General features: G+C 72.3%; 15 protein-coding genes. 1 reads left to right on the plus strand and 14 read right to left on the minus strand.

Features of this window, described 5'->3' with window-relative positions:
- Nucleotides 1-97: 97 nt before the first annotated feature.
- The 4 genes from hemW to lepA all read right to left on the minus strand — a co-directional run bounded on the left by hemW (nt 98) and on the right by lepA (nt 7,468).
- A complete protein-coding gene (gene hemW, locus D0Z67_RS09180; RefSeq protein WP_031179591.1) occupies nt 98-1,330 on the minus strand; it encodes a radical SAM family heme chaperone HemW in 1,233 nt (410 codons plus the stop codon).
- 47 nt (nt 1,331-1,377) lie between these two features.
- The gene (locus tag D0Z67_RS09185) at nt 1,378-3,240 is read right to left on the minus strand and encodes a SpoIIE family protein phosphatase (protein WP_031179590.1); all 1,863 of its coding nucleotides are present in this window, start codon (nt 3,238-3,240) and stop codon (nt 1,378-1,380) included.
- Between the two features lie 170 nt (nt 3,241-3,410).
- Entirely contained in the window at nt 3,411-5,285 is a 1,875-nt protein-coding gene (locus D0Z67_RS09190) for an AMP-dependent synthetase/ligase (RefSeq protein WP_031179589.1), read from the minus strand.
- Nucleotides 5,286-5,590: 305 nt separating this feature from the next.
- The gene (gene lepA / locus D0Z67_RS09195; protein ID WP_031179588.1) at nt 5,591-7,468 is read right to left on the minus strand and encodes a translation elongation factor 4; all 1,878 of its coding nucleotides are present in this window, start codon (nt 7,466-7,468) and stop codon (nt 5,591-5,593) included.
- A 228-nt stretch (nt 7,469-7,696) separates the two neighbouring features.
- On the opposite strand from lepA, the gene rpsT reads away from it, so the two are divergent.
- A complete protein-coding gene (gene rpsT / locus D0Z67_RS09200; protein WP_030814907.1) occupies nt 7,697-7,963 on the plus strand; it encodes a 30S ribosomal protein S20 in 267 nt (88 codons plus the stop codon).
- 181 nt (nt 7,964-8,144) lie between these two features.
- On the opposite strand, the gene holA is transcribed toward rpsT, so the two are convergent.
- The 10 genes from holA to leuS all read right to left on the minus strand — a co-directional run bounded on the left by holA (nt 8,145) and on the right by leuS (nt 20,966).
- Nucleotides 8,145-9,134 (minus strand): DNA polymerase III subunit delta, encoded by a 990-nt coding sequence (holA, locus tag D0Z67_RS09205; RefSeq protein WP_031179587.1) that lies wholly within the window; start codon nt 9,132-9,134, stop codon nt 8,145-8,147.
- Between the two features lie 64 nt (nt 9,135-9,198).
- Nucleotides 9,199-9,444, minus strand: a complete 246-nt coding sequence (locus D0Z67_RS09210) for a hypothetical protein (RefSeq protein WP_037774430.1) — start codon at nt 9,442-9,444, stop codon at nt 9,199-9,201.
- Between the two features lie 54 nt (nt 9,445-9,498).
- The gene (locus tag D0Z67_RS09215) at nt 9,499-10,389 is read right to left on the minus strand and encodes a YceI family protein (protein WP_031179585.1); all 891 of its coding nucleotides are present in this window, start codon (nt 10,387-10,389) and stop codon (nt 9,499-9,501) included.
- A gap of 116 nt (nt 10,390-10,505) precedes the next feature.
- Nucleotides 10,506-11,297: an arylamine N-acetyltransferase family protein gene (locus tag D0Z67_RS09220; protein ID WP_031179584.1), complete on the minus strand. Its 792-nt coding sequence runs from the start codon at nt 11,295-11,297 to the stop codon at nt 10,506-10,508.
- A 64-nt stretch (nt 11,298-11,361) separates the two neighbouring features.
- The gene (locus D0Z67_RS09225) at nt 11,362-12,474 is read right to left on the minus strand and encodes an FAD-dependent oxidoreductase (protein ID WP_031179583.1); all 1,113 of its coding nucleotides are present in this window, start codon (nt 12,472-12,474) and stop codon (nt 11,362-11,364) included.
- Between the two features lie 170 nt (nt 12,475-12,644).
- Nucleotides 12,645-15,143 (minus strand): ComEC/Rec2 family competence protein, encoded by a 2,499-nt coding sequence (locus D0Z67_RS09230; RefSeq protein ID WP_131589625.1) that lies wholly within the window; start codon nt 15,141-15,143, stop codon nt 12,645-12,647.
- Nucleotides 15,140-15,823: a ComEA family DNA-binding protein gene (locus tag D0Z67_RS09235; RefSeq protein WP_420824429.1), complete on the minus strand. Its 684-nt coding sequence runs from the start codon at nt 15,821-15,823 to the stop codon at nt 15,140-15,142. Before D0Z67_RS09235 ends, D0Z67_RS09230 begins: the two co-directional genes overlap by 4 nt.
- 438 nt (nt 15,824-16,261) lie before the next feature.
- Nucleotides 16,262-17,107 carry a DegV family protein gene (locus tag D0Z67_RS09240; protein ID WP_031183660.1) on the minus strand — a complete coding sequence of 282 codons (846 nt, stop codon included), beginning with the start codon at nt 17,105-17,107 and terminating at the stop codon, nt 16,262-16,264.
- A 63-nt stretch (nt 17,108-17,170) separates the two neighbouring features.
- The gene (locus D0Z67_RS09245) at nt 17,171-17,884 is read right to left on the minus strand and encodes a hypothetical protein (protein WP_031183659.1); all 714 of its coding nucleotides are present in this window, start codon (nt 17,882-17,884) and stop codon (nt 17,171-17,173) included.
- Between the two features lie 184 nt (nt 17,885-18,068).
- A complete protein-coding gene (gene leuS / locus D0Z67_RS09250; RefSeq protein WP_031183658.1) occupies nt 18,069-20,966 on the minus strand; it encodes a leucine--tRNA ligase in 2,898 nt (965 codons plus the stop codon).
- Nucleotides 20,967-21,019 lie beyond the last annotated feature (53 nt).

Below are 21,019 nucleotides of genomic sequence, written 5' to 3' on the forward strand. Positions count from 1 at the left end.
GCCCTCCGGTTTCTGCCACCGTGCACCTACGGGGGCAGCCCAGGGACCAGGTTAGGGATCGAACCGGCGTCCCGCACCGATTCATCCTGGCGAGTGATCAGTCCACCAGATCCCGCACCACCGCGTCCGCCAGCAGGCGGCCGCGCAGGGTGAGGGTGGCTCGGCCCTCGGCGTAGGGCTCGGGGTTCAGGAGGCCGTCGGTCAGGGCGCGGTGGGCGGCGGTGAGGCCGGCCGGCTTGAGGAGGGTCAGGGGGACGCCGTCGTGGAGGCGGAGTTCCAGGAGGATGCGTTCGACGCGGCGGTCCTCGTCGGAGAGGAGTTCGCGGCCGGCGCCCGGGGTGCGGCCGGCTGCGAGGGCCGCGGCGTAGGCACCCGGGTGCTTGACGTTCCACCAGCGCACCCCGCCGACGTGGCTGTGGGCGCCGGGGCCCGCGCCCCACCAGTCGGCGCCGCGCCAGTACAGCTCGTTGTGCAGGCAGCGGGCGGCCTCGGTGGTGGCCCAGTTGGAGACCTCGTACCAGTGCATTCCGGCCGCGGTGAGCAGCTCCTCGGCGATGAGGTACCGGTCGGCGTGCACGTCGTCGTCGGTCATGGGGACCTCGCCGCGCCGGATGCGCCGGGCGAGCTGGGTGCCCTCCTCGACGATCAGGGCGTAGGCGCTGATGTGGTCCGGGCCGGCGCCGAGAGCCGCTTCGAGGGAGGCGCGCCAGTCGTCGTCGGACTCGCCGGGGGTGCCGTAGATCAGGTCGAGGTTGACGTGCTCGAACCCGGCCGCGCGGGCCTCGGCCACGCATGCCTCGGGGCGGCCGGGGGTGTGGGTGCGGTCGAGGATCTGGAGGACGTGGGGCTTGGCGCTCTGCATGCCGAAGGAGAGCCGGTTGAAGCCGCCCTCGCGCAGGGTGGCCAGGTAGGCGGGGTCGACGGAGTCCGGGTTGGCCTCGGTGGTGATCTCGGCGTCCGGTGCCAGGCCGAACTCGTCCCGAATCGCGCCCAGCATCCGTACCAGGTCCTCGGCGGCCAGCAGGGTGGGCGTACCGCCGCCGACGAAGACCGTACGGACCTCGCGGGGGTCGTCGCCGAGCACCTTGCGGGCGAGGCGGATCTCCTCCACGACGGTGTCGGCGTAGTTGTCCCGCGAGGCGAGCACGCCGCCGGTGCCGCGCAGCTCGGTGGCGGTGTAGGTGTTGAAGTCGCAGTAGCCGCAGCGGGTCGCGCAGTACGGGACGTGCAGATAGAACCCGAGGGGCCGCTCGGCGGCACCGGCGAGCGCGGCGGCGGGCAGCGCGCCGTCGTCGGGGACGGACTCGCCGTCGGGGAGTGCGGAAGGCATGTCCTCCATTGTCCCGCACCGCGCGCGGGACCCGGTTCACCGCGCTTTCACTGTGCCTGGAGCACCAGGAGGGCGAGATCGTCCTCGGGGGCGTCCTCGCCGAAGCCGTGCACCAGGGCGCGGATGCGCTCCGCGATGTGCTCGGCGCTCAGACCCGTACAGCCGGACAGGGCGCGGGCGAGGCCGTCGCCGTCGTCGAACTGGTCGGTGCCGGAGCGGCGCTCGGTGACCCCGTCGGTGACGCACAGCAGGCTGTCGCCGGGGTACAGCTCGATGGTCTCGCTGGTGTAGGTCTCGTCCTCGACGACGCCGAGCAGGGTCTGCGGGCGGGCCGCCGGGGTGACCTGGCCGTCGGGGCGCAGCACCAGGGGCAGTGGGTGCCCGGCGGAGGCGAGGGTGCAGCGGACACCGCCGTCGACGGGGGTCAGCTCGCCGTAGAGCAGGGACAGGAACCGGGTCTGCGGGCCGTCGCCGGGGGCGAAGGGTCCGCCTCCGGCGGCGATCAGGGCGCGGGCGGCGGCGTCGGCGGCCTCGGTGGCGTCGTCCAGCAGGAGCTGGTTGAGGCGGTCGAGGACGTCCGCGACGCCGTACCCCTCGCGGGCGAGCAGCCGGAGCCAGGGGCGGGCGAGGCCGATGACGACGGCGGCCTCGGGGCCCTTGCCCTGGACGTCGCCGACGGCGAAGCACCAGCGGCCGCGGCCGGCCGGGAACAGGTCGTAGAAGTCACCGCTGGGGCCGCCCTGGTCGCGGGGTTCGTAGACGAGGGCGCTGGTCATGCCGGGGATCTCGGCGACCGCGCCGGGCAGCAGGCCGCGCTGGAGGACGGCGCTGATGGTGGCCTGGCGGGCGTACTGGCGGGCGGCGCCGATGGCGAGGGCGACCCGGCGGCCGAGGTCCTCGACCAGGCCGGTGACCTCGTCGGGGAAGCCGAGCAGGCCGCAGCGGCCGATGAGCAGGGTGCCGAGCGGGCGGCCGCCGGCGATCAGGCGGTAGGCGAGGGCGGTGCCGTGGGTGCCCTCGGCGCCGAGCGCGGTGCCGGGCCAGGGGTAGGGCTCGGGGCCGGAGCGCACGGTGTGGCGGGAGCGCGGCGGCTCCTTCTCCAGTGCCCGCTGGAGGTCCTCGGTGCGGGCCTCGCTGGTGTGCCAGACGCGGGCCGGACCGTCACCGCCGCCGCGTACGGTCGCCTCGTCCTCCAGCCAGATCGCGCACCAGTCCGCGAGCCGGGGCACGATCAGCTGGCCGGTGAGGGCGGCGACGAGGTTCTCGTCGAGCTGTCCGGCGAGCAGGTCGGAGGCTTCGGCGAGGAAGGAGAGCGCACCCCGGCCGAGCCAGTCCCGGTCACCGGCGGCGCGCGGCTGCGGGGCGAGGGCCTCGGCGGCGACCAGCGCGGGGGCGGGCGCGGGGCCGGCCGGTTCCTCGGTGCCGCCGGGCGGCAGGCGGGCCCAGACGGTCTTGCGGCCGGCGCGGTAGGTGACGCCCCAGGACTCGGCGAGCGTGGCGACCAGCCGCAGCCCGCGCCCGTGCTCGGAGGTCTCGTACGGGGTGTGGTCGGCCGGGTCGCGCGGGGCGCGGGCGGGGTGCTGGTCGTGGACCTCCACGGTGAACGCGCCGCTCTCCTCCAGCCGCCAGCCGACCTCGACCTCGGTGCCGGCGTGGACGACGGCGTTGGTGACGAGTTCGCTGACGACGGCGGTGGCGTCCTCGGCGAGCCGGTCCGCGCCCTCGGGTCCGGTGAGGCCGAGGGCGGCCCAGTCGGCGAAGGCGGCGCGGATCAGGGCGCGGGCCGAGCCGGGGGCGGCGGGGCTGCCAGGGAGGGTGGCCCGGTCCTCGGCGAGCGGGCGCGTGCCGGAGGGCGCCGGCGCCTCGTCCGCTCCGGCGCCGCCCGCCCGCTGCACGGGTATGGCCGCCATGTCCATGCGGCCAGGGTGACAGACAGGCGGGGCGCGTAAGCGTCGAGTCACCGAAGTGAACGCTCGTGGCGGCGAACCGTGTTACCGCCCGGCCAGAAGGCGCTCAATTCCGGTCATGGCCGAAAGAGAACCCACCAGGACGGCCGAAAAACCACCCCGGCGGGTACGGCTCACGCCTCGCGGGCCCCGTTGTACATCTCGTCGATCAGACCCTTGTACTCCCGCTCGACCACGGGCCGCTTCAGCTTCAGGCTCGGCGTGATCTCGCCGTGCTCCACGTCGAGGTCGCGCGGCAGCAGCCGGAACTTCTTGATGGTCTGCCAGCGCTGCAGCCCCTCGTTGAGCTGCTTCACGTACCCGTCGACCATCTCGACGGTCTGCGGCGCGGCCACCACCTCGGCGTACGACTTGCCCTCCAGGCCGTTGTCGGCCGCCCACTGGAGGATCGTGGGCTCGTCCAGCGCGATGAGGGCGGTGCAGTAGTTCCGGTCGGCGCCGTGCACCAGGATGTTGGAGACGTACGGGCAGACCGCCTTGAACTGGCCCTCGACCTCGGCGGGCGCCACGTACTTGCCGCCCGAGGTCTTGATGAGGTCCTTCTTGCGGTCGGTGATGCGCAGATAGCCGTCGGCGGACAGCTCGCCGATGTCACCGGTGTGGAACCAGCCGTCGGACTCCAGCACCTCGGCGGTCTTCTCGGGCTGCTGGTGGTAACCCTCCATGACGCCGGGGCCGCGCAGCAGGATCTCGCCGTCGTCCGCGATGCGCACCTCGCAGCCGGGCAGCGGCTTGCCGACCGTGCCGGTGCGGTACGCCTCGCCGGGGTTCACGAAGGAGGCGGCGGAGGTCTCGGTGAGGCCGTACCCCTCCAGGATGTGGATGCCGGCGCCGGCGAAGAAGTAGCCGATCTCGGGGGCGAGCGCGGAGGCGCCGGAGACGCAGGCGCGCAGGTTGCCGCCGAACGCCTCGCGCAGCTTGCCGTAGACCAGCGCGTCGGCGGCCTTGTGCTTGGCGGCCAGCGCGAACGGCACGGAGGTGGTGCCGGTGCGGCGGAAGCTGTCCTGGGACGCCTTGGCGTACTCACGGGCGACCTCGGCGGCCCACTGGAAGATCTTGTACTTGGCCGCGCCGCCCTCGCGCGCCTTGGCGGCGACGCCGTTGTAGACCTTCTCGAAGATCCGCGGCACGGCGGCCATGTAGGTCGGCCTGACCACGGGCAGATTCTCGATGATCTTGTCCACCCGGCCGTCGACCGCGGTGACGTGGCCAACCTCGATCTGGCCGGAGGTGAGCACCTTGCCGAAGACATGGGCGAGCGGCAGCCAGAGGTACTGCACGTCGTCGGCCGAGATCAGGTCGGTCGAGGCGGTGGCCCGCGCCATGTAGGCCCAGTTGTCGTGCGGCAGCCGCACGCCCTTGGGGCGGCCGGTGGTACCGGAGGTGTAGATGAGGGTGGCGAGCTGCTCGCGGGTGATCGCGCCGACCCGCTCCTTGATCAGCTCGGGGTGCTGCTCCAGGTAGGCGGTGCCGCGCTTCTCCAGCTCGGCGAGGGTGATCACCCAGTCGCCCGTCTCGGCGCCCGCCGGGTCGATCACGACGACCTTGGTCAGCGCGGGCAGCTCCCCGCGCCGCTCCACCGCCTTGGCGACCTGGGCGGCGTCCTCCGCGATCAGCACCCGGCTCTCCGAGTCGGACAGGATGAACGCCGACTCGTCGGCGTTGGTCTGCGGATACACGGTGGTCGTGGCACCGCCCGCGCACATGATGCCGAGGTCGGCCAGAATCCACTCGACCCGGGTCGAGGAGGCGAGCGCCACCCGCTGCTCGGACTCGATCCCCAGCTCGATCAGGCCGGCCGCGATCGCGTACACCCGCTCCGCCGCCTGGCCCCAGGTCAGCGACCGCCACTCGTCGGGGCCCTCGCCGGAGGCCGCCGGGACCGGGTATCGGTACGCCTCGGCGTCCGGTGTGGCCGCCACGCGCTCCAGGAAGAGGGCCGCCACGGACGGCGGACGGTTCTCGATCAGGGTCTGTGTGTCGCTCACGACATCCTCCGGGGCCCGCGACGGTGCGGCTGACTCGGTGCGGCTGGGTGGACTCACTCGGTACGAAGCTGTGGTGCGAAGCTGTGGTGCGAAGCTGTTGTTTAACCCGCGAGTAACTAGCGAGCAGGCATCAGGGTAAGGGGCGACCGGCCACCGCGTAAGAGGCCACGGCCTGTGACTTGGCACCCGAACCCCATCGGGATCGGCCCCCGGACGGCCCCCCGAACGAGCGGGGGCCCGCCGCACATGTGTACGGCGGGCCCCGCTTCGCCCGTTTCGCTCCGACAACCCGGTGCGATCGCGGGCTACTTCTTGCCCTTGCCCGAGCTTCCGGCGCTGTCGTCGCTGGAGAGCACCGCGATGAACGCCTCCTGGGGAACCTCCACGGAACCCACCATCTTCATCCGCTTCTTGCCCTCCTTCTGCTTCTCCAGCAGCTTCCGCTTACGGGAGATGTCACCGCCGTAGCACTTGGCGAGGACGTCCTTGCGGATGGCGCGGATGGTCTCGCGGGCGATGACCCGGGAGCCGATGGCGGCCTGGATCGGCACCTCGAACGCCTGCCGCGGGATCAGCTCGCGCAGCTTGGCGACGAGCCGGACCCCGTAGGCGTACGCCTGGTCCTTGTGGGTGACCGCCGAGAAGGCGTCCACCTTGTCGCCGTGCAGCAGGATGTCGACCTTGACCAGGGAGCTGCTCTGCTCGCCCGTGGGCTCGTAGTCCAGGGAGGCGTAGCCGCGGGTCTTGGACTTCAGCTGGTCGAAGAAGTCGAACACGATCTCCGCGAGGGGCAGCGTGTAGCGGATCTCGACCCGGTCCTCGGAGAGGTAGTCCATGCCGAGCAGGGTGCCGCGCCGGGTCTGGCACAGCTCCATGATCGAGCCGATGAACTCGGACGGCGCGAGGATCGTGGCCCGCACGACCGGCTCGTACACATCCGCGATCTTGCCCTCGGGGAACTCGCTCGGGTTGGTCACCGTGTGCTCGGTGCCGTCCTCCATGTCCACGCGGTAGACCACGTTGGGCGCGGTGGCGATGAGGTCGAGGCCGAACTCGCGCTCCAGCCGCTCCCGGATCACGTCCAGGTGCAGCAGGCCGAGGAAGCCGACGCGGAAACCGAAGCCGAGGGCGGCGGAGGTCTCCGGCTCGTAGACCAGGGCGGCGTCGTTGAGCTGGAGCTTGTCCAGCGCCTCGCGCAGCTCGGGGTAGTCGGAGCCGTCCAGCGGATACAGGCCCGAGAAGACCATCGGCTTCGGGTCCTTGTAGCCGCCGAGCGCCTCGGTGGCGCCCTTGGCCTGGCTGGTGACGGTGTCACCGACCTTGGACTGGCGGACGTCCTTCACACCGGTGATCAGGTAGCCCACCTCGCCGACGCCGAGGCCGTCGGCCGGGAGCATCTCCGGCGAGTTGGTGCCGATCTCCAGCAGCTCGTGGGTGGCGCCGGTGGACATCATCCGGATGCGCTCACGCTTGTTGAGCTGGCCGTCGATGACACGGACGTACGTCACGACACCGCGGTAGGAGTCGTAGACCGAGTCGAAGATCATCGCGCGGGCGGGGGCGTCCGCGTTCCCGACCGGGGCCGGGATCTCCTTGACGACCTTGTTCAGCAGCGCGTCGACACCGAGGCCGGTCTTCGCGGAGACCTTCAGCACGTCGTCCGGCTCGCAGCCGACCAGGTTCGCCAGCTCCTCGGCGAACTTCTCCGGCTGCGCGGCCGGCAGGTCGATCTTGTTGAGCACCGGGATGATCTTGAGGTCGTTCTCCATCGCCAGGTACAGGTTGGCGAGGGTCTGCGCCTCGATGCCCTGCGCGGCGTCCACGAGGAGGACGGTCCCCTCGCAGGCGGCCAGCGACCGCGAGACCTCATAGGTGAAGTCGACGTGGCCCGGCGTGTCGATCATGTTGAGGATGTGCGTCGTGCCCTGGTCGGGGCCCTCGGTGGGGGCCCAGGGCAGACGCACCGCCTGGGACTTGATCGTGATGCCGCGCTCGCGCTCGATGTCCATCCGGTCGAGGTACTGAGCACGCATCTGCCGCTGCTCGACGACACCGGTGAGCTGGAGCATCCGGTCGGCGAGCGTGGACTTGCCGTGGTCGATGTGCGCGATGATGCAGAAGTTGCGGATCAGAGCCGGGGCGGTTCGGCTCGGCTCGGGCACATTGTTAGGGATCGCGGGCACGCAGGGTCCTGTCTCTTGAGGCGCCTTGTGCCTCGGGTCGGATCGATACGTAGCTTCCATGGTCCCACGGGGAACGACCGGGAAGCGTTTTGGGCCGCCGCCGGGGCCGCTGGTACTGTAGAGCGCTGTGCCTCATGCCCTCTCAGCGCGAGGCGCGACGACAAATTTCTGGATCACCGGTACGGACCCCTCACAGGGCCCGTGCCTGAACCTGTAAAGGCTCCTTTCGTGGCGAACATCAAGTCCCAGATCAAGCGGATCAAGACCAACGAGAAGGCTCGGCTGCGCAACAAGGCCGTCAAGTCCTCCCTGAAGACCGCGATCCGCAAGGCCCGCGAGGCCGCTGCCGCGGGTGACGTCGAGAAGGCCACCGAGTACCAGCGCGCTGCCGCGCGTCAGCTCGACAAGGCCGTCTCGAAGGGCGTCATCCACAAGAACCAGGCCGCCAACAAGAAGTCGGCGCTCTCGGCCAAGGTCGCGGACCTCAAGGGCTGAACCTCTTTCTGATCTGACCGCCGGAGGGACTCAGAGCGGGCCCTCTCTATCCGCTCCCGTCCGGCACCCCGAAGCCACACGCGGCCTGCGTTCGCCACGCGGGTGTGGCTTCAGCATCTTGGTCCGAGGCCCCGGTGTCCTTCCCTTCCCAGGGAGGCGCCGGGGCCTTCGGCATGTCCCGCTACGCCCGCCCCCGGGAACGGGCCGCTCGGGCGATGGTCACGACCGCCTTCTCCAGCGCGTACTCGGGGTCGTCGCTGCCGCCCTTCACGCCCGCGTCGGCCTCCGCGACCGCGCGCAGCGCCACGGACACCCCGTCCGGCGTCCAGCCCCGCATCTGCTGGCGGACCCGGTCGATCTTCCACGGCGGCATCCCCAGCTCACGGGCGAGGTCGGTCGGCCGGCCGCCGCGCGCCGAGGACAGCTTGCCGATGGCCCGCACGCCCTGGGCCAGCGCGCTGGTGATCAGCACCGGTGCCACCCCGGTCGACAGCGACCAGCGCAGCGCCTCCAGCGCCTCCGCCGTACGCCCCTCCACCGCCCGGTCGGCGACGGTGAAGCTCGACGCCTCGGCGCGACCGGTGTAGTACCGGCCGACCACGGCCTCGTCGATCGTGCCCTCGACGTCGGCCACGAGCTGGGCCGCAGCGGAGGCCAGCTCACGCAGATCGCTGCCGATCGCGTCGACCAGCGTCTGGCACGCCTCGGGGGTCGCGGACCGCCCGAACTCCCGGAACTCCCCCCGCACGAACGCCAGCCGGTCCGCCGGCTTGGTCATCTTCGGGCAGGCGACCTCGCGGGCGCCCGCCTTACGGGCCGCGTCCAGCAGCCCCTTGCCCTTCGCACCACCCGCGTGCAGCAGGACCAGCGTGATCTCCTCGGCGGGCGAGCCGAGGTACGCCTTGACGTCCTTGACCGTGTCGGCAGAGAGATCCTGTGCGTTGCGCACGACCACGACCTTGCGCTCGGCGAAGAGCGAGGGACTGGTCAGCTCGGCGAGGGTGCCGGGCTGCAACTGGTCCGGGGTGAGGTCGCGTACGTCCGTGTCGGCGTCGGCAGCCCTCGCGGCGGCCACCACCTCCCGCACGGCACGGTCGAGCAGGAGGTCCTCCTGGCCCACGGCAAGGGTCACCGGGGCGAGAGGGTCGTCATTCGCAGTCTTTCTTGCCATCACCGACAGCATCCCACGCGGCACCGACAACCGGGCGGGGAGTGCGGGGGCGCGGGGTACCGGCTCACGGCTCCTCCCGCCAGCCCTCCCACTCGGCCGCGAAGGCGTCCAGCTCGGCGGGGTCCAGCCGGGCCGCCTCGTCGCGCAGGACGAGCAGCCACTGGGCGTCCTCCGCGTCGTCCTCGCCGGCCAGCGCGTCCCGGACGAGCCGGGGCTCCTCGTCGAGGCCGAACCGCGCCCCGAGCGCCTCGGCCGCCTCCTCGGCGGCGTCACGGTCGGGAAGCACCAGCACATGTCTCACGTCACTCACGGAGCCATTGTCCGGTACGGCGTGAGAGCGCGGCCGGGCGGACCTCGTGGCAGCTCAGCCGGTGAGGACCCGCGGCACGATCTGCACGTCCAGGTCGACCCGGATGCTCGGGCCGATCGCCGCGATGCCACGGGCCAGCAGGGTCTGCCAGTTGATCGTGTAGTCGTCGCGGTGGAGTTCGGTGGTGGCGCGGCAGGCGGCGCGGGTCTCGCCCTCCATGCCGTTGCCGAGGCCGAGGTACTCGGTGTCGAGGGTCACGGTGCGGGTCACGCCGTGCAGCGAGAGTCCGCCGGTGACACCCCAGCGGTTGCCGCTGCGGCGGACGAACCGCTCGCTGTAGAACTCCAGCGTCGGATACCGCCCCACGTCCAGGAAGTCGGGCGAGCGCAGGTGGTCGTCGCGCATCCGGACCCCGGTGTCGATGGAGGCCGCGTCGATCACCACGTGCATCGCCGAACTCTCGACCTGGTCGGCGATCCGTACCGCGCCCGCGAAGGCGTTGAACCGGCCGTGGATGCGGGCCAGTCCGATGTGCCGGGCGGTGAAGACGATGGAGGAGTGGACCGGGTCGATGTCCCAGTCGCCCCGCATCGGGGGTTCGGACGGGGGCGCCACCTGGAGGGTCACGTCACCGAGCGAGGCGAGGGAGTTCGCCGCGACCATGGCCGTGGCCCGGTAGGGCGTGTACCCCTCGGCGGACACCGCGAGCCGGTACTCGCCGGCCGGGACGGTCGCCATGAAGGAGCCGTAGGGGTCGGTGCCGCCGGTGACGACCTTGCGGCCGAGGCGGTCCGTGACGGTGAACTCGGCCCAGGGGACCGGCTGGTTGACCGGATCGAGCACCCGGCAGCTCAGCACGCCCGCGTCGGCCGGGGTACGGACCGCCGCCAGTGGACTCGTCCGGTGCACCCGGTCCGTTCGTTTCTCCAGCCACCGGCCGAACATGTACGCCACTCCCGTGCGCCTCGACATCCTGTGTTGCCGAAGGGTCATTCGATCACCGATGCGGCTTTCGAGCAAAACGGGCCCACATCACGGGAGTACGGCCCATGCGCCGGAAGTCACCCGAATTGGCGACCCCGGACGGTGGGCACTTGACGCAGCCCGATCCCGAAGCCGTCCCGGTACACCGCGAGCACCTCCTCGTCCGCGCCCAGTTCACGTACCGTCTTGTGCCCGTCGGCGTCCGTGGTCGTCAACGTCCGTCCGCTGAGCGTGATCCGCCCGCCGTCCTCCGTGATCCGCGAGCACACCAGGGACCGCGTGAAGTGCGACTCGGGCGAGGTGGAGTGCCACCAGGCTCCGGCGCGGAAGTCGGGGAGCGTGCGGGGGCGCGTCTCCAGGCGGTACTGCGGCCTGCCGTCCCGGAGGACGTCCAGGTCCCCGCCGGCCTCCACCACTCGGAAGGTCCCGCCGGGGTCGGCCTGGTCCCCGCGCTCGCCGAAGAGCAGCGGGCGGTGGCTGTGCGCCCCGAAGCCCACGTCGGCGATCAGATCGCCTCCGTCCACCGTCCGTACCCGCAGGGCGAGATGGTCGTACGGGATACCGAGCCGCCCCTCCTCCCCGTGGACCCGGCCTGCGAGGTGCTGGACGTCGTAGCCGAGCGAGGTGAGCAACAGGGCGAAGGCGCCGTTGAGTTCGTAGCAGAAGCCGCCCCTTCGGCCTGTCGTCACCTTACCCAGCAGGGCTTCCTCCTCCAGGACGACGGGCTCGCCGAGGTGGACCGACAGGTTCTCGAAGGGCACGGTCCGCAGGTGGCGCAGGTGCAGGTCCCGCAGGGCGTCGGCGGTGGGCCGCGCGGGACGCCCGGCGCCCAGGCGCCGGAGGTAGGCGTCGGTGTGGGTGGGGTTCATGGGGTCAGTGTGGCGGCCGAGGGGCCGCTCGGTCCCGCACCGGACGCGGCGGAGTGGCCCGCTGCTACTCCGTGAACATGCTGATCAGGCTGTACGGCGTGTCCTCGCCCAGCATCTCGCGGAGATCGACCCCGTCCCGCGCGGCCGTGGCACTGCGCGGGAACATCTCCCGCTCGTACGCGGTGAGCGCGGCCTCCACGTCGTCCGGGTGCGCGGCGATGGCCTTGCCGAGTTCGGCGCCGTCGTAGAGGGCGAGGTTGGCGCCCTCGCCGTTCGGGGCGGTGAGGTGGGCGGCGTCGCCGAGGAGCGTCACCCCCGGCGTCCGGTCCCAGCGGTGCTCGTCGGGCAGCGCGTGGATCTGGCGCGGCACCGGGGCGGTGTCGCCGTCGGCGATCAGCGCGGTGAGCCGCGGAGACCAGTCGTCGAACTCGTGGGCGATGTGCGCGAGCGCGGCGGCGTCGGAGAAGTCGATCCCGTCGACCCAGTCGCGCGGCCGGACGAGCATCACCCAGGTGTGCAGGGTCCCGCCCCGCTCCCGGTGCACCAGGACCCCCTTGCCCGGCGCGAGGCTCATCGTGGAGCCGTCGCAGACGAGCTTCGCGCTCTCCGGGTGCCGGGTGTCGGCGTCGAGCAGATGGGTCTCCACGAAGGAGACGCCGGTGTACTCGGGCGTCGCGCCGGACAGCAGCGGCCGGACACGGGACCACGCGCCGTCCGCGCCCACCAGCAGCTCCGTCTCCACCGTGGCGCCGTCGGCGAAGGCGACCTCGTGCCGGCCACCGCCGAGCCCCCGGACCCCGGTGACCTTCCGGCCCCACCGCACGGTACCGGCCGGCAGCGAGTCGAGCAGCATCTGCCGCAGCTCCCCGCGCGGGACCTCGGGGTTGGTGCCCGTACCGTCGTCGGGCAGGTCCAGCAGCACCTCCCCCTTCCGGCTCAGGACACGCATCGCCTGACGCCCCTCAAGAACGAGGGCGCGGAACTCGTCGTACAGCCCGGCGTCCCGCAGCGCGGGCTGGCCGTTGTAGTCCCGGATGTCCAGAAGCCCACCCTGCGCCCGCGCCGTGGGAGACGCCTCCGCCTCGTACACCGTGGACCGGATGCCGTGCACATGCAGAACACGAGCGAGCGTGAGGCCGCCGAGTCCCGCACCGATGATCGTTACGTGAGTGGTCATGGGACCACGCTCGCAAGGGGGGCCGACAAAGCTCCGACAGGGGGCCGACAGGCAGCTGGCGTGGGCGACAGGGCGACGACACCGTGCGGCGTGAACACCGGGGTTCGTCCACAGGCCGCCCGGACACACATGGCCGAAGCTCCCGCAGGCCCGGATGAGCTGTTCGCTGCTCAGTCCCGCATCACCTTCATCCCGCCCCCCGGTCCCCCCGACCCCGTCAGCGCGAGTGCGCCGTCTCGGTCCGTGCGGAGCACCGTGGCTCCGGCTGAGTGGAGGGCGGCGACGGTGGAGGGGGCTGGGTGGCCGTAGGGGTTTCCGGTGCCGCAGGAGATGAGGGCTACGCGGGGGGCCGCCAGGTGGAGGAGGTCGGGGTCCTGGTAGGCCGAGCCGTGGTGGGCGACTTTTAGGACGTCCACTCGGGACAGGTCGGCTCGCTGGGGGGTTTGGAGCAGCTCGCGTTGGGCGGGGGGTTCTAGGTCGCCCAGGAGGAGTAGGCGGAGGCCCGCCGTGTGGACCAGGAGGGTGATGCTGGCGTCGTTCGGGCCGTCGGGGGGTGCCGGGGCATCGGGCTGTGGCCAGAGGACGCGCCAGGTCAGGGGGCCGACTCGGCGTTCCTCGCCCGCCGCTGTCGTGGTGAGGGGGATGTGGTGGGTGGTGGCCTCTCGGCGTACGGACTCGGCCTGGTCGGGGGGCTCGGGGAACGGCGTGGTCTCGATCGCGGCTACCGAGCGGCCTCGCAGTACTCCGGAGAGACCCCCTACGTGGTCGGCGTGGAAGTGGGTGAGGACCAGCAGGGGGATGCGGGTGACGCCCAGCTCGCGGAGGCAGCGGTCGACCGGTGCCGGGTCGGGGCCGGCATCCACGACGACGGCGGTGCCGGGGCCCGCGGAGAGTACGGTGGCGTCGCCCTGGCCCACGTCGCACATGGCGTAGCGCCAGTTCGGCGGGGGCCAGCCGGTGACCGCTCGGGTCAGGGGGGTGGGGCGTACGACCACCAGGAGGAGGAGCAGGGCGAGCGCTCCGCACCACCAGGGGTGGCGGATCAGGCGCCGGCCGAGGACGGCGAGGGCCACGGTGACGGCGGCCAGCAGGAGTGCTCCGGGCCAGCTTCCCGGCCAGTCGACGCCCGCGCCGGGCTGGGCCGCGCCGGTACGGGCCACGGTGGCGATCCATCCGGCGGGCCAACTCGCGCACCAGGCGAGTGCCTTGGCCAACGGCATCGACACCGGTGCCGCCGCCAGCGCCGCGAACCCCAGTACGGTCGCCGGGGCCACGGCCAGCTCCACCAGCAGGTTGCACGGCACCGCCACCAGGCTCACCCGGGCCGACAGCACCGCCACGACCGGCGCGCAAGCCGCCTGCGCCGCCGCGGCCGCCGCCAGCCCCTCCGCGAGCCGGGCGGGCACCCCGCGCCGCAGCAGGGCCTCGCTCCAGCGCGGCGCCAGCAGGAGCAGCGCGCCGGTCGCCAGTACCGAGAGGACGAAGCCGTAACTCCGGGCGAGCCAGGGATCGTACAGGACGAGCAGGAGTACGGCCGTGGCCAGCGCCGGTACGAGCGATCTGCGGCGGCCGGTCGCCAGGGCCAGCAGGGCGACCGCACCGCACGCCGCCGCGCGCAGCACGCTGGGGTCGGGGCGGCACACGATCACGAACGCCACGGTCAGCGCGCCCGCGAGCAGGGCGGTGGTGCGCAGGGACAGGCCCAGGAAGGGGGCGATGCCCCGGCGTTCGGCGAGGCCGGCCATGCCCGGTGGGCCGATGAGGAGGGCCAGCAGGATGGTGAGGTTGCTGCCGGAGACGGCCAGGGTGTGCGCGAGGTCGGTCGCCTTGAAGGCGTCGTCCAGTTCGGGGGTGATGCGGGAGGTGTCGCCGACGACGAGGCCCGGTAGCAACGCCCGCGCGTCCGAGGGGAGTTTCTCGGTCGCTTCGCGCAGTCCGGCTCGGAGGCGGCCTGCCAGGCGTTGCGGCGCGGTGGGGCCCGCCGCGATCTCCGGTGGCGGCCAGTCGCGTACGCGGAGGACGGCGGCGGTGCGGTCGCCGGTCGTGGTGGGCGGTGCGAGTCTGCCGGTCAGGCGGAGGCGGGTGGAGGGGAGGAGGCGGAGCCAGGCCGCACGTGCGTCGGGGCCGGCGCCTCGGACTCCGGGCGCCGGTACGTCGGCGTCCACTACGAGGAGTACGGGGCTTCGGGTGAGGGCCCCCGCCCCCTCCCCTCCCCCCACCCCCTCCGCCTCCCCCACCCTCCGCACCTCACCCCGCGCCAGCACCCCCACCGGCGCCGCACGATCCCCCCGCACCCGGGGCTTGCTCAGCCACGGGTCGGCGGTCAGTTCCACCTCGGCCGTCACCGTGCCGAACCTCCGCGCCACCTCCGGCACCGGTCCGCGCCGTACGTCGGCCCCGTGCAGCCCGGCCGAGACGGCGGACGCGGCGACACAGAGCAGCACCGCCGCGACCGGAGCGCGACACCGGCCGGACCCCACCCGGAGCAGAGCGACCCCGCCGACGAGGCAAACCCCCGCCACCCCCAGACCCCACGCCGGCGGGACATCCAGGACCAGCGCCGCCGTTGCCCATGCCGCGAGCGCGGGCCCCGCGAGCCGCAGGTCTACCGGGCCCTCCTGACGGGGGTGGGCGTCGCCCTTCCAGCCGGGGTCGGACTCGGCGCTCATGGCCCCACCCGTGCGCGGAGGTCCGAGAAGCGCCGGTCGCCGATGCCGTCCACCTGACGCAGTTCGTCCACCGAGCGGAAACCGCCGTGCTGGGTGCGGTAGTCGATGATGCGCTGGGCCAGCACCGGTCCCACACCGGGCAGCGTGTCGAGCTGCTCCACCGTGGCCGTACCGAGCGAGACCGGAGCCGACGGGCCCCCGCCGGCCGGTGCCACCGCACCCACCCCCACTCCCACCGGAGGCGGAGCACCCGACGCCCCCACCACGATCTGCTCCCCGTCCACCAGGAAACGCGCCCGGTTCAGCCCCTCCTCCCGCACCCCCGGCCGTACTCCCCCGGCAGCCTTCAGCGCGTCCGCCACCCGTGACCCCGACGGCAGCCGCCGAATGCCCGGATCACGCACCTTGCCGCTGACATCCACCACGATCTGCGCGCCCGGTGAAGCGGCCCCCCCGACGGAACCGGCGCCGGCCCCCGGCACCTCCGCCCCCTTCACCCGCGCCGGAGCCTCCCGCACCACCTGAGGCGCGCTCACGCTCTCCGTGCGCCCCGCCCAGAAGTGCTGGCCGGCAAGCACGGCCGCCAGCGCCAGCACCACCCCGAGTGCCACCACCCCCCGCCGCTCCACCCCGCACCGCGCCTGCACCCACATCGGCAACCGGTCCCGCAGCGCGAGCACGACCCGCTCCCGTCGGCCGGAATCGCCACCCAGAGCCCCCGCACCGTGGGCCCCCGCACCCGGACCCCGCACCCCGAGAACCCGCGCACCCCGAGCCCCCACGTCCAAGCCCCCCGGCGGCCCGCTCCCCGACTCCCCCGGAGCCTCACCGAACAACAGCCCGGCCCGCCGCCGCGCCTCCTCCCCCGGCACCGGCGCACGATGCCGGCCGCGCGTCCGCTCGGTGGAACGCCGGTACCGCACACGGCTTTCGGAGGATGGCCCCCTGCCGGGACCGCTGGTCGGAGTGGCCGTACGAGTCAGTGATCGAAGTGTCATGACCCGAGGATGGGACACCTCGCCAAAATTAGTGGATCTTGGTCAATTCCCGTGGAAAAGCCCACAGTTGTGGATAACTCCGTCACTCACACGAGTGAGAGGGCGCCTCGCGGGTCCCCCCTACCGAGGCGAAACCACAACCCCCAGCAACCCCGGCCCCGTATGCGCCCCGATCACCGCCCCCACCTCACTGACATGCAACTCTCCCAGCCGCGCAACCCGTTCACGCAGCCGATCCGCCAGCACCCCGGCCCGTTCCGGCGCGGACAGATGGTGCACGGCGATGTCCACCTCCGCACCCCCCGCCCGCTCCACCACGATCTCCTCCAGACGGGCGATCGCCTTCGACGCCGTACGCACCTTCTCCAGCAGTTCGATCCGGCCGTTCTCCAGCCGGAGCAGCGGCTTCACGGCGAGGGCGGAGCCGAGGAGGGCCTGGGCGGTGCCGATGCGGCCGCCCCGGCGGAGGTAGTCGAGGGTGTCGACGTAGAAGTGGGCGGAGGTGTCCGCGGCGCGTTTCTCGGCGGCCGTCACCGCGTCGTCGACCGTGCCGTCGCCCTCCGCGGCCTCGGCGGCGGACAGGGCGCAGAAGCCGAGGGCCATGGCGACCATGCCGGTGTCGACGACCCGGACCGGTACCGGGGCCTCGCGGGCGGCCAGTACGGCCGCGTCGTAGGTGCCGGACAGTTCGGCGGAGAGGTGCAGGGAGACGATGCCGTCGGCGCCCGTGTCCGCGAGCTCGCGGTAGGTGCGGGCGAACTCCTCGGGGCTGGGGCGGGAGGTGGTGACCGGGCGCCGCTTCTGGAGGGCCTGGGCCAGGGAGCGGGTGGAGATCTCGGTGCCCTCTTCGAGCGCCTGGTCGCCGAGGACCACGGTCAGCGGCACCGAGGTGATGCCGTGGCGCTCCATCAGCCCCGGCGGCAAGTAGGCCGTTGAATCGGTGACGATAGCGACATGGCGGGACATGAGCTGGAGGTTACCTGGCGTAGTCCTGACACGGCAGTCCAGCCCCGGAGGAGGGTGCCGGCGTCAGGTGGTGCTCTCCGGGCGGGGCTTCTTCTGCCAGGGGTAGGTGGGCCGGGCGGTGGGCGGGGTGATGGCCTGGGCCTCCGGCTCCTGGGGCCAGGTCTGGCGGCGGGCGGCGGCCTCGTCCCCGGCGGCCGGGGCCTCGGGCCAGGGGGCGGTGGTCTGTGCCGTGGCGTGGGTCCAGTGCCGCAGGGCGCCCGCCTCGATGTCGATCTGGGAGCTGAGGGCGTCCAGGTCGTCCTCGGCGAAGCGGCTCGCGCGGTCGCGGGCGGCCCAGCGCAGGGAGTCGGCGGAGGCGGTGATGCGCTCGGTGCGGGTGCGCAGCTCGGGGAGGCGGGCGGTGAGCGTGGCCCGGTCGGGTTCGGACTCCAGGTGCCGCAGGACGACGTCCAGCTCGCGGCCGTGCACGCTGAGGCGCTCGAAGAGGCCGAGGGACTCGTTCAGCGAGGCGTCCTCGGCCGGGCCCGCGTTCAGGGCGTCCTGGGTAGAGCGCATGGAGGTGCGCAGGGTGAGCCTGAGCTGGGCGATCTCGCCTGCGGGGCCGGGGCGGGTGAGGGACTTGGCGCGCAGGGTGTGGTCCTCGACCGTGCGGCGGCCCTGGGCGATGGTGCGGTCCACGCTGCGTTTGGCGGCGCCGACCGCCTTCACCGTGGCGTAGGTGCCGAGGACGACGAGCAGCACGAAGAGCACGGCGAACACGGTAATCACTGCTTCCATGACCGTTCCTCCTCAGGGCGCGGGCCGCGAGCCGCCTCGCGCTTCACCGTCTCCACGGTAAACGCAGCGGGCAGGCCCCGGGTTCCACCGGAACCCGGAACCTGCCCGTAGGGGATCACCCCGACACCCGCCCCGGCACCCAAGGCACCGGCCGCACATCAGCCACCCGGCCGAGGAAAACCCCTCAGCCGCTGACGATGTTCACCAGCTTCGGCGCCCGCACGATGACCTTCCGGATCGGCGCCCCGCCCAGTGCGGCGACAACCTTCTCGTCGCTCAGCGCGGCCTTCTCCAGCTCCTCGTCGGAGATGGTCGGCGGCACCTCCAGGCGGGCCTTGACCTTGCCCTTGATCTGTACGACGCAGGTCACGGTGTCGTCGACCAGGTAGCGCGGGTCCGCCACCGGGAAGTCCTGGTGGACGACGGAGTCGGTGTGGCCCAGCGTGCGCCACAGCTCCTCGGCGATGTGCGGGGCCAGCGGGGCGATCATCAGCACCAGCGGCTCGGCGACCGTGCGGGGCAGGGAGCCGCCGCTGCCGTAGGCCTTGGTGAGGTGGTTGTTCAGCTCGGTGACCTTGGCGATGGCCGTGTTGAAGCGCAGCCCCTCCAGGTCCTGGCCGACGCCGTCGATGGCCTTGTTGAGGGCGCGCAGGGTGTCCTCGTCGGGCTCGGCGTCGGTGACGGTCGGGGCGCCGGTGTTCTCGTCGACGATGTTGCGCCACAGCCGCTGCAGCAGCCGGAACTGGCCGACGACCGCGCGGGTGTCCCAGGGGCGGGAGACGTCCAGGGGGCCCATCGCCATCTCGTACAGGCGCAGGGTGTCGGCGCCGTACTCGGCGGCGATCTCGTCCGGGGTGACGGCGTTCTTCAGGGACTTGCCCATCTTGCCGAGCAGCCGGGAGACCTTCTCGCCCTGGTACCAGAAGGCGCCGTCGCGCTCCTCGACCTCGGCGGCGGGGACGGCGATGCCGCGGCTGTCGCGGTAGACGTACGCCTGGATCATGCCCTGGTTGTACAGCTTGTGGAACGGCTCGGCGGACGAGACGTGTCCGAGGTCGAAGAGGACCTTGGACCAGAAGCGGGCGTACAGCAGGTGCAGTACGGCGTGCTCGGCGCCGCCGACGTACAGGTCGACACCGCCGTGCGGCAGGCCCTCGCGGGGGCCCATCCAGTACTGCTCGATGGCCGGGTCGACCAGTTCGCGGTCGTTGTGCGGGTCCAGGTAGCGGAACTCGTACCAGCAGGAACCGGCCCAGTTGGGCATGGTGTTGGTCTCGCGGCGGTACGGGCGCGGGCCGCGGCCGTCGCCCAGGTCCAGGGTGACGTGGACCCACTCGTCGTTGCGCGAGAGCGGGGTCTCGGGCTGGGTGTCGGCGTCGTCGGGCTCGAAGGTGCGCGGGCTGTAGTCCTCGACCTCGGGCAGTTCCAGCGGGAGCATCGACTCGGGCAGCGAGTGGGCGATGCCGTCCTCGTCGTAGACGATCGGGAAGGGCTCGCCCCAGTAGCGCTGGCGGCTGAACAGCCAGTCGCGCAGGCGGAAGTTGACGGTGCCCTCGCCGATGCCGGTCTCGGTCAGCCACTCGGTGATGCGGGCCTTGGCCTCGGGGACGGCCAGGCCGTCCAGGGTGACGGACTCGCCGGCGGAGTTGACCAGCTTGGCGTCGTAGGAGGAGAAGGCGTCGTCCCACGTGGACGTGTCCGTGCCGCGGCCGTCGGTGGGCTCGACCACGCAGCGGATCGGCAGCTCGAAGGCGCGGGCGAACGCGAAGTCACGGGTGTCGTGGGCGGGGACGGCCATGATGGCGCCGGTGCCGTAGCCCATCAGGACGTAGTCGGCGATGAAGACCGGGACCTGCTCGCCGTTGACCGGGTTCACGGCGAACACGCCCGTGAACACGCCGGTCTTGTCCTTGGCCTCGGCCTGGCGCTCGACGTCGGACTTGGCGGCGGCCTGCGCGCGGTAGGCAGCGACGGCCTCGGCCGGGGTGGCGTGCCCGCCGGTCCACGCCTCGTGGGTGCCCTCGGGCCATGCCTCGGGGGTGAACTTCTCCACCAGCGGGTGCTCGGGGGCCAGCACCATGTAGGTGGCGCCGAACAGGGTGTCGGGGCGGGTGGTGAAGACGGTGATGCGCTCGCCGTCGACGGGGAAGTCGACGCGGGCGCCCTCGCTGCGGCCGATCCAGTTGCGCTGCTGGAGCTTGATGGCCTCGGGCCAGTCCAGGCCGTCCAGGTCCTCGATCAGGCGGTCGGCGTAGGCGGTGATGCGCATGTTCCACTGGCGCAGCTTGGCCTTGAAGACCGGGAAGTTGCCGCGCTCGGAGCGGCCGTCGGCGGTGACCTCCTCGTTGGCCAGCACGGTGCCCAGACCCGGGCACCAGTTGACCGGCGCGTCGGAGGCGTAGGCCAGCCGGAACTCGCCCAGGACGTCGGCGCGCTCGGCGGCGGTCAGCTCGCTCCACGCGCGCGTGTGGCCCGGTACGGGGCGCTCACCGGACTCGAAGAGGGCGACCAGCTCGGAGATCGGGCGGGCCTTCTTCGCCTCGTCGTCGTACCAGGAGTTGAAGATCTGGACGAAGATCCACTGGGTCCACTTGTAGTACTCCGGGTCGATCGTGGCGAACGACCGGCGCTTGTCGTGGCCCAGGCCCAGCCGGCGCAGCTGGGCCTTCATGTTCTCCATGTTGGCCTCGGTGGACACGCGGGGGTGCGTGCCGGTCTGCACGGCGTACTGCTCGGCGGGCAGGCCGAAGGCGTCGAAGCCGAGGGTGTGCAGGACGTTGTGCCCGGTCATGCGCTGGAAGCGGGCGTAGACGTCGGTGGCGATGTAACCCAGCGGGTGGCCTACGTGCAGGCCGGCGCCGGAGGGGTAGGGGAACATGTCCATGATGAACTTCTTGGGCTTCGCCGCCAGCTCGGCGTCGTCCGCCAGGTCGCCGGTCGGGTTCGGCGCGGCGTAGGTGCCGTCGACGTCCCAGAAGTCCTGCCAGCGTGCCTCGATCTCGGCCGCCAGGGCGGCCGTGTAGCGGTGCGGCGCGGCCTCCGCCGACGCGGCAGCGGTGGCGGCGGGGTTCGTCTCGCTCATGATCCTCAAAGCTCCATCGATCGTCTCTGCCCGCGGAAACGAAAAAGCCCCTC

This window comes from Streptomyces seoulensis, from assembly GCF_004328625.1.
GTDB lineage: Bacteria > Actinomycetota > Actinomycetes > Streptomycetales > Streptomycetaceae > Streptomyces > Streptomyces seoulensis.

Bases quoted from the DNA above. Each gene is read 5' to 3' on its own strand.
- D0Z67_RS09245 (WP_031183659.1), bottom strand. From the start codon at position 17,884: ATGGAAGCAGTGATTACCGTGTTCGCCGTGCTCTTCGTGCTGCTCGTC.
- D0Z67_RS09220 (WP_031179584.1), bottom strand. From the start codon at position 11,297: ATGAACCCCACCCACACCGACGCCTACCTCCGGCGCCTGGGCGCCGGG.
- holA (WP_031179587.1), bottom strand. From the start codon at position 9,134: ATGGCAAGAAAGACTGCGAATGACGACCCTCTCGCCCCGGTGACCCTT.
- D0Z67_RS09215 (WP_031179585.1), bottom strand. From the start codon at position 10,389: ATGTTCGGCCGGTGGCTGGAGAAACGAACGGACCGGGTGCACCGGACG.
- hemW (WP_031179591.1), bottom strand. From the start codon at position 1,330: ATGCCTTCCGCACTCCCCGACGGCGAGTCCGTCCCCGACGACGGCGCG.
- D0Z67_RS09240 (WP_031183660.1), bottom strand. From the start codon at position 17,107: ATGTCCCGCCATGTCGCTATCGTCACCGATTCAACGGCCTACTTGCCG.
- D0Z67_RS09185 (WP_031179590.1), bottom strand. From the start codon at position 3,240: ATGGCGGCCATACCCGTGCAGCGGGCGGGCGGCGCCGGAGCGGACGAG.
- leuS (WP_031183658.1), bottom strand. From the start codon at position 20,966: ATGAGCGAGACGAACCCCGCCGCCACCGCTGCCGCGTCGGCGGAGGCC.
- D0Z67_RS09225 (WP_031179583.1), bottom strand. From the start codon at position 12,474: ATGACCACTCACGTAACGATCATCGGTGCGGGACTCGGCGGCCTCACG.
- D0Z67_RS09230 (WP_131589625.1), bottom strand. From the start codon at position 15,143: ATGAGCGCCGAGTCCGACCCCGGCTGGAAGGGCGACGCCCACCCCCGT.